This is a genomic window from Candidatus Kirkpatrickella diaphorinae (assembly GCF_025736875.1).
GTDB lineage: Bacteria > Pseudomonadota > Alphaproteobacteria > Acetobacterales > Acetobacteraceae > Sorlinia > Sorlinia diaphorinae.
This window is the reverse complement of the sequence record NZ_CP107052.1, coordinates 1845167-1856630: the sequence shown is the minus strand read 5'-3', so window position 1 is coordinate 1856630 and position 11464 is coordinate 1845167. Positions and strand designations below refer to the sequence as shown.

The 11464-nt window shown below is 57.5% G+C and carries 9 protein-coding genes; 1 reads left to right on the top strand and 8 read right to left on the bottom strand.

Annotated features, from left to right (window positions below):
- Nucleotides 1–38: 38 nt before the first annotated feature.
- Nucleotides 39–377, bottom strand: coding sequence for a hypothetical protein (locus N5W20_RS08220; protein ID WP_319806659.1), 339 nt, complete (start codon nucleotides 375–377; stop codon nucleotides 39–41).
- A 208-nt stretch (nucleotides 378–585) separates the two neighbouring features.
- Between N5W20_RS08220 and rapZ the strand changes: the two genes are divergently transcribed.
- Entirely contained in the window at nucleotides 586–1557 is a 972-nt protein-coding gene (gene rapZ / locus N5W20_RS08215; protein ID WP_319806658.1) for an RNase adapter RapZ, read from the top strand.
- Nucleotides 1558–1598: 41 nt separating this feature from the next.
- Here the strand turns inward: rapZ and N5W20_RS08210 are convergent, their stop codons facing one another.
- The 7 genes from N5W20_RS08210 to exbB form a co-directional block, all read right to left on the bottom strand.
- Entirely contained in the window at nucleotides 1599–3074 is a 1476-nt protein-coding gene (locus N5W20_RS08210) for a Hint domain-containing protein (protein ID WP_319806657.1), read from the bottom strand.
- A gap of 299 nt (nucleotides 3075–3373) precedes the next feature.
- Nucleotides 3374–4930, bottom strand: coding sequence for an efflux transporter outer membrane subunit (locus N5W20_RS08205; RefSeq protein WP_319806656.1), 1557 nt, complete (start codon nucleotides 4928–4930; stop codon nucleotides 3374–3376).
- The gene (locus N5W20_RS08200; RefSeq protein ID WP_319806655.1) at nucleotides 4888–8025 is read right to left on the bottom strand and encodes an efflux RND transporter permease subunit; all 3138 of its coding nucleotides are present in this window, start codon (nucleotides 8023–8025) and stop codon (nucleotides 4888–4890) included. Before N5W20_RS08200 ends, N5W20_RS08205 begins: the two co-directional genes overlap by 43 nt.
- The gene (locus N5W20_RS08195) at nucleotides 8025–9167 is read right to left on the bottom strand and encodes an efflux RND transporter periplasmic adaptor subunit (protein WP_319806654.1); all 1143 of its coding nucleotides are present in this window, start codon (nucleotides 9165–9167) and stop codon (nucleotides 8025–8027) included. Before N5W20_RS08195 ends, N5W20_RS08200 begins: the two co-directional genes overlap by 1 nt.
- A gap of 193 nt (nucleotides 9168–9360) precedes the next feature.
- A complete protein-coding gene (locus tag N5W20_RS08190; RefSeq protein ID WP_319806653.1) occupies nucleotides 9361–10164 on the bottom strand; it encodes a TonB family protein in 804 nt (267 codons plus the stop codon).
- A 3-nt stretch (nucleotides 10165–10167) separates the two neighbouring features.
- Nucleotides 10168–10584: a TonB system transport protein ExbD gene (gene exbD / locus N5W20_RS08185; RefSeq protein WP_319806652.1), complete on the bottom strand. Its 417-nt coding sequence runs from the start codon at nucleotides 10582–10584 to the stop codon at nucleotides 10168–10170.
- 10 nt (nucleotides 10585–10594) lie between these two features.
- Complete coding sequence (exbB, locus tag N5W20_RS08180; RefSeq protein ID WP_408869446.1) at nucleotides 10595–11284, bottom strand: tonB-system energizer ExbB; 690 nt, start codon at nucleotides 11282–11284, stop codon at nucleotides 10595–10597.
- Between the last annotated feature and the right edge of the window lie 180 nt (nucleotides 11285–11464).

Here is an 11464-nt window from a genome sequence, read left to right as displayed (position 1 = left end):
CGGGTTATTCCCGCCGCTATCCGGCAATGTCGCGTTGGTTACAACTCCTCATCATCGTAAACCGGCATGGACGCATCAGCTTCCTCAAGCGTGACGGAAAGAGAAAGACGCTGGCCTTTCAACCGAAATCGGGGTTGAACGCGCAATGTCATGATGGGGCTGATACCGTCAAACCAGCCTGCCAGGACAGTTTGACATGCCAGCAGAGCTTCCCCGTCCCGCACAGCGAAAACAACGCGGCGGACATTGTGCAGCCCGATTTCATCGCGGGTGAGATGATTATTCATCGTCGTCAGGGCGTTGCGACATTCAGCGATGATGGACTCGGGTATTGCGCCATCAGCATCGGCACCATTGATTTCGCTATAGTCCGTCATGCTTTGATTTTAAATCCTTCCTGCCTTATCGATGCCACAATCGAAGGATATCGTGAATTTGCCTGGCTGCAACCTCATGACATCGTCACAGCCTGATTTCTCCACATCTTACACATAATATTCATTACATTGCTTAACGTACGCGTGCCATGGTAAATCTGCACGTGATGACGCTTCGCATTGTATGTTCGACTCATGACCTAGCAAGATGAGGTCCGGTAATGGGTCTGGAGTCGGGAGGTCAGTTCTGAATCTGAATGATCCTCAACGTGTCCTGTTGGTAACAGGTGTTTCAGGCGCGGGTAAATCCTCGATGCTGCGCGTGTTGGAGGATCTCGGCTATGAAGTCGTTGACAACCCGCCGCTCAACCTTGTCGAGCAACTCGTCTCACGCGCGGACCACCATCTTGCCATCGGCATTGATCAACGCACACGCGGTTTCAACATTGATTCCGTTGTTGATCTCGTTGCAAGGCTCAGGACACAGGCCGGGCTACGCAGTGAGCTGATTTTTGCGACGGCAGATACGGATGCGCTGTTGAAACGCTTCACGGCCACGCGGCGGCGACACCCTTATGATAATGACTCGAATGCCGGGTACAGCCTGCCGCAGAATATCGCGCGGGAAATCGAGGTGATGGCCCCGCTCCGAGCACATGCTGACCTCGTCATTGACACGTCAGGCCTTTCCCTCCCCGAATTTCGTCAAATGGTTGAAGCGCGGTTCGGGTCGCGTGCGGATGGCGGTGCGCTGACATTGTCGCTGATGTCCTTCGCTTTTCCCGCCGGTCTGCCGCGAGAGGCCGATGTTGTTTTCGATGCGCGTTTCCTCCGTAATCCGCGTTATGATGAGTCATTGCGACCCAAAACCGGCCTTGACCCCGAGGTGCAGGCCTATGTGCGCGCCGACCCGGATTATGATCGATTTCTCCGCCAGATTCTCGACATGCTGGGGCTGGTTCTTCCGCGCTTTGTCAGTGAGGGGAAACGTCACGCGACAATCGCCGTCGGGTGCTCCGGCGGGCAGCACCGCTCGGTCACGATGATCGAAGATATCGCAGAGAAATTAGCCGATCACACCCACCCCGGTTTAAGTCAGGATGGGCCGGTCGTCGTTTCCCATCGTGAACTGGCACGGCAGGGGAGAAGCTTCTGGCGCTGGGCAAAACCGCCGCAATAAGTCGCCTTGCGTTTTCATGCGCCCACTGAAAAGCATCTCCCTCAGACGGGCTTCAGAACGTCAGCATTGACCCGCACAATCATATGCATCTGGCCACTATTTTCCGGTGGTTCGAGATGAATCTCACCGCGGCCATTCGTCCAGCATGGCCATGACGCATCCGGCCCGATCCATCCCGCTCCGCGTTCAAAAGCCACATCGCGCGCCTCGCCGCCCGCTTTCGTGTCGGTGGTGATGTCGATTCCCTCGACAAGCATACCGAGGCGTCGCCGATCATCGTGATAAGGGCCATTCAGATCACAGAAACGAAAAGACGGTGACTCGAAGGCGATTTTTGTTTCCGAAGCGGGAAGCCGCGCCTTGAAAATATTGGGCGCGACCTGCGTCAATTGATAAGCGGCACCGCTCTCTGACAATATCTTTAAACGAGGTGACGGCCGACGCCTTCCGGGTTTGACAGAATGACGGGGAGACGCGGACGGGGTTGCGGCACGCTGCGCGATACGTGTCCAGAGACGCTTCATCTTCGGTAAGGCCATCCCGATCGGCAGGGCCGGCATACAGGCTGTTTCAGGATTTTTGTTCAAAACAGGCGTGATGCCCACATGTTTCTCAAACCGATTCCGGTTGCCCGTATCGAGAAATGTCTCCACACCCAGCCCTTCCGCCAGGATGATGGCATGGCGCGCCGTCTCGAAATGATGAACCTCATAGGAGGTCACCGTCATGTCGTAGAAAATTGACTTCCCGTTGACCAGCATGCGCACAGGGATGAGGCGGTTTTCCAACGCGATGCAGTGCTCAGACGTCACGCGCAGGTCCCGCTGGGGGACATGATCCGAGATTGCACCGGCTTTGATGATGACGGGATATCCCGCCATATCGGGTGACAAATCCGGATGCACTCTGACGGATTGAGAACCAACCCAGATCACGGGAAGATATTGCCGATATCGGCCCCATATCGTCAGCACACGATCCCCAGGGCGGATGGCTTCAACGGGCTGAAGTCCCTTTTCCGTCTCGATCAGCGTTCCGGGCAGGAAACATTCCGGTGGTCCGAAATCAACTTGGGACGTGTCCTTACCGTTAACATAATTGGTGTAACCCCCGTTGGGTCGCCATTCACCCATTCTCGCCTCACCTCTTATCGGATCCGTTGTTCCGACCGGTGGGGCATAGTCAAAGGTCATTCCCAACTTCATTGTCGGCGAATCGAGAACGGAGAAAACCCACCAGGAGCCACTTTCGAGATCCTGAACAAATATCGTGCCAGGGTCGCTATCGCTCACGGCGATACTTGCGGGGTCAATGACGTAACTCTTACCGTTCGGCATTGTGAGTGAAATCTTATCACCATTGAAGGTCACATCGGTATTCGGCGCTGTGTCATTCCTGATATTGCCCCTATTGTCGCCGATGGTGAATCTCCAGCGTCCGGGCATGTTATTATCAGCGCGTGGGTTTCTGAGTTGCGCGACATTCAGCCGGTAAGTGCCCTCTTGAGGAATTGCCATTATTTCGACTCCGCCCGGGCAACCGACGAACGACCTGCCCGCAACCTGATTCTATTGTTTGAAACAGAATATTAACTCAGATTTTTATACGGAGTGCCACGAGTTCGGTCCAGATATCTGCTCAATTCTTGATAATTACTTCTAATTCTCATCGAACCATTCTATTCATTTGATTCTCTGAGAAAAACGGCAAGTTGATACGCTGGTAAGGCGCTGATAAACGACGATTTACCTCTTGCTATGGCGTAAATACCCGGTTAGATGCGGCGCAATACATCTTGGGGTTGCAAAACCAACCTCTAATAATCGCGCTGCTGGAAGGCCGCCCTCCAGTCTGTGCCGGGGTCGGGCATGTCAGCATCCTGTCGGTGCCACCAGCCACCGCCGACGGCCTGAAACAACGCCACACTGTCGAGATATCGGTCGGCGCGGGCGCTGATCAGGTTCAGACGCGCTTCAAGCTCAATCTGAACGCTGGCCTGAAGCAGGACAGGACTGATATCGCCAATATCAGCCTGACTGCGTGAAATACTGAAGCTTTCGACGGCCGCCTTCTCGTTGGCGGCGCTGATGCTGAGGGCATCTGCATCCTGCTGAAGAGCATGGAGACAATCCGCCACATCCTGAATGGCGGAGAGGACCGTGTCCCGATACGTGGCGACGGCGGCAGTGACCTCCGCACGGCGGGCGCGCTGCGTATGAAGCAACGCACCTCCCTGAAAAATGGGCTGCGTCACCATGGCGGCGATGGACCAATTCCCCATACCCGGCGCAAAAAACTGATTCATTGCATTGACCGCCTGACCGGGGAAAGCCGAGAGCTGCACATTTGGCAGCCTGTCAGCAATGGCAACGCCCAGATCGGCCGTTGCCGCATGCAATCGGGCTTCGGCCTGTCTTATATCGGGGCGTTGATCCAGCAGGCCCGAGGGCAATGTGACGGGTAAATTCGCGGGAAGCTGGAAATCCTCAAGATTAAACTCCGGCAGAACTTCATCCGGTGTGGTCCCGATGAGGGCTGCGATGAGATCATGCATCTTGGCGAGTTGTAACCGCAGATCCGGCATAAGCGATTGCGCTTGGGAGAGCGCCGCGCGTTGCGCAAGTAATTGTGCCTTTGACACATCCCCCAGCGCAAATTGCTTTTCCATCACATCATAAATGCGCTGCTGCACCGCTGTGATCTGCCCGGTCGCGGCCAGTTGGGCCCGTAAACGCGCCTGCGTGATAACGGCCACAAGCACGTTATTGATAAGCGTATTTGTCGCGGCAATCAGCTCAAAGCGCTGGGCCTGGGCCTGGGCCGCCTGCGATTCAACGGCCCGTCGGTTGCCGCCCCATATATCTGGCTGATAGGTGATGGCCAATTGCGCCGTCTGCAATCCGTAAAGATAGCGATTATTACCAGGCACGGGCGAATAAGCGCGCGATGTCTTGTTTTTGGTCGGGTTGAAAGATGCCGCGATTGTCGGCAGTAAGCTGCTCCCCTGTGCATCCGTCTGCTCATAGGCGGATTTGAGACGGGCTTTCAGCGCCGCGAGATTGGGGCTGCCGGCACAGGCGCGGGCGATGAGGGCATCCAGCTTTGGTGACCCGAAAGCCCGCCACCACTGACCCGAAACGTCCGCCCCTTCCAGAAGCGTCTGCCGCGCCCCGGATGGCCCCGCACCCGGCGTGCCGTGAATCGACTTTGACATGAAGCCGGGTCGGTAAGCGGCGTTTTTGACCATGTCAGGGCGCGTGTAATCCGGCCCGACGGCACAGCCATCCATTGTCGCCAGCAAAAAGATGAGGGGAAAGGCGCGGTAATGTGTCATGTCCCGCGCACCTCCCTGCGCGCGATCCGCCGGGCCCATGCCGCCTCCATCCGGCAGAGGAAGACAGGCAGGACAAAAAGAGTCAGAAGGGTCGCAATCCCGAGCCCGCCCACAATGACCGTTGCCAGGCCTCGTTGAACATCGGTCCCAACGCCCGTCGCACAGGCAGCGGGCAACATCCCCGCCGTTGCGACGGTTGCCGTCATAATAATGGGCCGGAAGCGTTCAACCGCGCCATCCAATACCGCATCACGTATCGCCTCCCCCTCAGCGAGGCGCCTTCTGATCGCGGCCACCATAATGATCCCGTTCTGCACCGCGACACCAAAAAGCGCGATAAACCCGACCGCGGTCGCGATATTAAGCGTCTCCCCCCGAATAAACACGGCAATGAGCCCGCCCAACGTCGCAAGGGGGACAATGCCCAATACCAGGGCAGCAAACCGGAAGGCCCTGAATTCCAGAAATAGCAAAAGGAGCATCAGGCCAAGCATCGCGACAAGCGCGACAGATAAGCGGGCCTGCGCGCGCGCCGCCTGCTCAAAATTCCCGGCCCATTCGATGTGGAATTGATCAGCATCGAACGAGACATCCCGCGCAATGGTCGCCTGTGCATCTGCAAGATATTTTGAGAGGGCGCGATCACCATTATCGACGCGGATCGTTAATTGCCGCGCGCCAAATTCATGGGTGATATTATCTTCCCCCATATCCAGCGCGATATCAGCAATGAGGGAAAGCGGGATCAGCGCGCCGCCTGAGGCGCGGACGGGGAGGGATTTGAGCGTTTCCATCGTCGCGGTCGCCTTGTCCGGCAATTTCAATGTGACATCATGGACCCGATCCTCGACATAAACCTGTGTCACGACACCGCGCCCCGTGGCATTGCCGACCAACGCGATGAAGCCGGACATATCAATCCCATATCGCGCCATTTTCTGCCGATCGGCGCGGATGACGATTTGCGGAATTTTCGGCCCCTGAAACACGGAAGCATCCCGCGTCCCCGGCACAGTTTTGAGAGCGGAAACGATGCGGACCGTCAGCGCGCGCAATTTGGTGAAATCATGACCGTAAACGCGCAGGACGAGCGGACTATGCGCCCCCCCGGCGACATCATCCAGCCCGTCCTGAATCGGTTGGCTGATCCCGTAGCCGATGCCCGGAATGGCGGATAATTTCTGCCTGAGACGATTGAGAAAATCCGCTTTCGTATCGCCCGCGGGCCAGGACGCGTAGGGTTTAAGGCCGACCGGCATTTCGATATGGGAGAAAGTCCATGGGTCCGTGCCGGAGTCATTCCGCCCCAATTGCGTGATGGCATAGGTCGTTTCCGGCAGGGTTCTGACAGCGCGCCGCAATTGGGTCGCGATTTCCGAGCTTTTTTCCAGCGAAATGCCGGAGGGCAACTGCACCTGTATCCAGAGCGTCCCCTCATCAAGTTGCGGCAGGAAGGCACGCCCGATATTGGCCCCCAATAGCAACACCGCGACCAGAGCACAGATCGCCCCGATGAAGATCATATTGAACTTGCCCAAAGCGCGCTCAAGCAGATGACGATAAGCGGATGTCAGCCAGATCACCGGCCTGACCGAAATAATGCGGCGCGGTTGTCGCAGCGCGTAATAAGCGAGCGCCGGGACGAGGCATAAGGCGCAGATCAACGCGCCGAGAAGTGCGAAACCAACGGTGAAGGCCATCGGGCGGAATAACTTGCCCTCCGCCCCCTGAAAGGCAAAAAGCGGGCTGTAAGCGGCGATGATGATCAAGGTCGAGGCGAAAATGGACGGCCCGGACTGTCTGGCGACCTGGATGACCTCATCCGCTGTCAACTGCCTGTCGGGATGATGCTCCCGCAGGCGAAGGACAGCCTCCGTCACGACGATGGCCCCATCCACGACCACCCCGAAATCCACTGCACCGAGGGAGAAGAGATTGGCCGTCAGCCCCACAATTTTCATCAGCACGAAAACCGTCGCGAGCGCGAGGGGGATGGTCACGGCGGAGACAAGCGCGCTGCGCGGTGAACCGAGGAAAAGTGAGAGGATCAGCACGACGAGCAGAATGCCCGCGGTCATCGTTTCCCCGACCTTATGGGTCGTGGCATCGACGAGATCTTTCCGATCAATATAGGGCACGATCTGGACGCCCATCGGTGCAAGCTGCTTCTGCAATTCAGCAACGCAGTGATGCACGCCCTTTAAAACCTCACTGGGATTTGTGCCTGTCAGCATGGTGACGATCCCGCCAATCGCGTCAGGATTGCCGTCCTTGCCGAGAATACCTTCCCGGATCCGATGGCCGAATTGCACCTGCCCGAGATCCTTGACGCGGATGGCCGTGCCACCCTGCTGCTTGATGCCGATCAGGCGGATGTCATTAAGACTATGGACGATGCCGACGCCACGTATCACGTAGGATTGCTCCCCACGTGTCACCCTGCCACCCGCCGCATTGCCCGTATTGCGCTGGATGGCCGCCACCACGTCATCAACCCCCAGATTATAGCGATAAAGGGCGTCAGGGTTGAGAACGAGTTGGTATTCCTTCGTGATGCCGCCGAAATTATCGACATCGACAACACCTTTGACCGATTTCAATTTCGGGGTGACGACCCACGTCTGAAGATCCGTCAATTGCATCAGGTTCTTCTGCGTTGATTCCAGCGTGTAGCGATAGATTTCACCGGCCGGGCCGGTAATCGGCCCTAATTGCGGCGCGGCCCCACCCGGGAGTGAGACTTCCGCAAAGCCCTGCGAGACCAGTTGCCGCGCCAGATAGATATCCGTGTTCTCCTCGAAAATCAGCGTGACGATGGAGAGGCCGAACGTACTGCTTGACCGCATGGCGGCACGACGTGGCACGGCGCTGAGGGCTCGTTCCAGCGGGCGGGTCACTTGCTGCTCGATTTCCTCCGCCGCCAAGCCGGGCACCTGCGTAATGACCTGCACCGTCACCGGGCTCAGATCGGGGTAGGCGGTGACGGTAATCGTCTCCCACGCAAAAAGTCCCGCAAGCGCCATGATGATCGCGGCGGCGAAGCAGACGAAGCGACGATGAAAGCAGACCGTCATGATCCGCCCGATCCGGCTTTCACTTTTTACAGGATCGGGGGGCAGAGAGGCGTCGTGCATCACACCGCGTCATTCAGAAGAATAGCGCCCTGCGTGACGATCATGTCATCGGGCTTCAGCCCCTTCCTGACGCGGACATGATCCGTCTCGTCGAAGCTGGCCTCAATGGAACGGCGCTCGTAGCGACCCTCCGCCACTTTGACGAAGACGATTAACTGATCATTATTCATCACCACGGATGATTTCGGGATCAGAAGCATGGGCGGCATCGGGATATCGATGCGCGCATGGGCGAACATGTTCGGGCGCAGAACCTTATCGGGATTGGGACAGGTCATGCGCGCGATGATCCGACGGATTTCGTCCCGCAACTCAGGTTCAATCCGTTCAACTGTCCCGTCACAGACGCGTCCCGGCAGATCATCGAAAGTGACATGCATGGGGAGGCCCGTTCTGATGGTCGCCACCGCGTCCTCCGGCACGTAAGCCTCAATCTGCACTTGCGACAGATCCTCCAATGTCGCCTGACTGATGGTCGCATCGGTGACGTTTTTACCCTGGGCGAAAATGGTACGCTGCACATTTCCGTCAATCGGTGACAGGATTTTAACCTGCCCGGACGTCACCTGGTCCGGGCTGATATTCAGCGCCTTGAGCCTGCGCTCCGCCCTTTGGCGTTCCGCCTGGGCCTGCGCAAGGGCGTTCAGCGCGCTATCGAGATCTTTCGCAGCATTTCCGCCCACTTTAAGCACGTTGCGGGCGCGTGTCACGACGCGTTCCTGATAGGTTTCCTGCGCGATCGCGGTGCGGAAATCCGCCAGAGCCTGATTAAAATCAGCGGATTCCATCACGGCGAGGACCTGGCCGCGACTGACAGGCTGCCCGGCCAGCAAACTTGTCTCGACAATACGCCCTGTGACGGGCGGGAAGATTTCAACCGTCGTGCGTTCATCCGACCGGATAAAAGCCGGGACGTCATGCTCATGAAGTCGGGAGGCTGTCTCGACCGGACCCGTTTTGATCTGGTCGCGAACGGCGGCGCTGTCTGCGAGAATGACAATGCCTTTTTCCACCCGGATGGGGGTGGGATGGTCAGCGATTTTTGACCGGTGCAGAAAACTGATGAGCGTCCACAGCGTCAGGACGGCAAAAATCAGAATGAAAACGGCAATGACGCGTTGGGAACCCGTGATCTGGCGCATTCCTGTGATTCCCACCCTGGTGATATGGTCAGAAAGGCGGTTAGCCGATACGGTGCGCCCACCGCAAGATTATTAACAAAAAGCGTGACTTGAAAAGGAGAACGCGAAAATCCGGCTCCGTTTGCATCATCGAGCCGGACGCCTCGCCGCGTTCCGCCCCTCCAGCCGCGATGATAGACATGGAAATCCGGCGTCAGCGCAGCTTATAGCCGATGCGTATCATCAGGCGATAAGGATATGTCAGCCTGTCGGGGTCTGGCGGCAGGGGAATAGGTTCAGCATCTTTCGGGAGCGCGATGGCGGCCTCATCCAGCGCTTCATCCCCGCTGGATTTCGCCAACCCGCTGGTGACGACATGGCCTGTGCGGTCGAAGGTGAACCATATACCGACCTTGCCCTCTATACCGGCGCTCCGGGCCTCATTCGGGTAGCGTCGATAGGCTTTCAGTCGCGCATAGACGCGTCCCATCCAGTTATCCTGCGCGCCATTTGAGGCGGTCGCCTGCTTCAGATCATGATGGTCCGCCGCGTTTTCAGATGCGGGCGGTGCGGTCGCTTTTTCAGCCGGGGGTGCCGACATCTTCTTCCGGGCCGTCAATTTGCTCATCGGGTCGCGTTGGACGTTCTCGCGCAGTTTCCGAAATTTCGGGACAGCCAGGGGCGGCGTCTGCAATGACGTCTCGGGGGCCGGAATTCGGGGTGACGAGATGGGCGTGGATGCCGCCAGATTAGGTAGCGTGAGAGGTCCCGGGTCAAGAAGGCGGGGGGGCGCGGGGGCAGAAACGAGGGAGATCTGGATTGGCTGCTGGGTCTCGCTGGCATCGCCTTTCGTTTCCGCCAATTCTTTCAGGACGATCAGACTTAGCGCCAAAGCGAGGGCCATCGCCCCGCCCGTCATGAGCAAGCTTGAGAGCCATCGCCTTTGCCCATGACGCCGTGCATTGGCCACATGACGCATGTGCCATGCTGAGAAACACGTTTCATCGAAACGCGGCAAAGCTCATTCCCTCTGTAACAAAACAAGGGCGACTTTAGCGTAACCCGCTTTTACAAGCTGATCCATCACCTCCATCAGGCTTCCATAATCGACCGTCTTGTCGGCGCGGAGGAAGATGCGCTCATCCTTATTGCCCTTCGTCGCCGCGCCGATCGCCGCAATGAGCCCGGATGCGGGAATCTTATCTTCCCCCAGAGAAATCGAGCGATCCGCCTGCACGGTGAGGTAGACAGGCTTTTCGGGGCGTGGTCTGGCCTGCTGGGTGGAAGCGGGGAGGTCCACCGGCACGGTCACGGTTGAAAGCGGCGCTGTCACCATGAAGATAATCAGCAGCACCAGCATCACGTCGATAAATGGCGTGACGTTGATTTCATGTGCTTCCTGATTTGTTTCGTCCGCATGGCGGATCCGGAGACTCATGATCGCTGGCCTAGGCGTCAACGGCGCTGCGAAGATGCAGGACGGGCGCGGGGGCATTCAGTGCCTGGCGGGAGAGATCACGCGAGACAATACGCATCAGGCCCGATGTCAGGTCAGCAACATGGGCGCGACACTGCATTGTTTCACGTGAAAGATGATTATAGACGACGACCGCCGGGATGGCCGCCACCAATCCCATCGCCGTCGCCAGCAGGGCCTCGGCAATACCAGGCGCCACCACGGCAAGGCTGGTCGCATGGCTGGCCGCAATACCGGTGAAAGACCGCATAATTCCCCAGACTGTGCCGAAAAGACCGACGAACGGCGCCGTTGCCCCGATTGTCGCGAGTATACCTGTGCCTTTATTAAGGGCGCGGGCCTCGGCCGCCTCAATCCGCTCCAGATGCAGGATGACGCGTTCCTTGACGCCGTCCCGATCCACCATGATGTCGCGAGAGCGCTCCTGCTCCGCCTTGACGGCGAGGATCATGCCGTATCCCAGATAATCCTCATCCCCGAGACGTTGAAAAGCATCATCCAAGTTACGCGACTCATTGAGGATTTTGTCCTCCGCCATCAGGCGGCGCTTGAGGCGGGATAATTCGATTATTTTGGAAATAAGGACGACCCACACCGTCACAAAGCCGAGCGCCAGAAGGGTCATGACAAATTTGACGACCGGCTCCGCCGTCAGGAACATATGCCATGGAGAAAGACTCACGCCCATAATCTTTGATCCTTCAGGGGGGACAGCTTCCTGACGCCCAAATTCGGATGTCAAGGGTCACACATCTCTGAGAGCGCAGATTAATGCGAGTCGTTATCATTATCAAGATGGAATTAAATTTAGTTTTCCGATCGTCGCTCAATGCCTCGGTTT

Bases quoted from the DNA above. Each gene is read 5' to 3' on its own strand.
- N5W20_RS08220 (WP_319806659.1), bottom strand. From the start codon at position 377: ATGACGGACTATAGCGAAATCAATGGTGCCGATGCTGATGGCGCAATA.
- rapZ (WP_319806658.1), top strand. From the start codon at position 586: ATGAGGTCCGGTAATGGGTCTGGAGTCGGGAGGTCAGTTCTGAATCTG.
- N5W20_RS08210 (WP_319806657.1), bottom strand. From the start codon at position 3,074: ATGGCAATTCCTCAAGAGGGCACTTACCGGCTGAATGTCGCGCAACTC.
- N5W20_RS08205 (WP_319806656.1), bottom strand. From the start codon at position 4,930: ATGGGCCCGGCGGATCGCGCGCAGGGAGGTGCGCGGGACATGACACAT.
- N5W20_RS08200 (WP_319806655.1), bottom strand. From the start codon at position 8,025: ATGCACGACGCCTCTCTGCCCCCCGATCCTGTAAAAAGTGAAAGCCGG.
- N5W20_RS08195 (WP_319806654.1), bottom strand. From the start codon at position 9,167: ATGCGCCAGATCACGGGTTCCCAACGCGTCATTGCCGTTTTCATTCTG.
- exbD (WP_319806652.1), bottom strand. From the start codon at position 10,584: ATGAGTCTCCGGATCCGCCATGCGGACGAAACAAATCAGGAAGCACAT.
- exbB (WP_408869446.1), bottom strand. From the start codon at position 11,284: ATGTTCCTGACGGCGGAGCCGGTCGTCAAATTTGTCATGACCCTTCTG.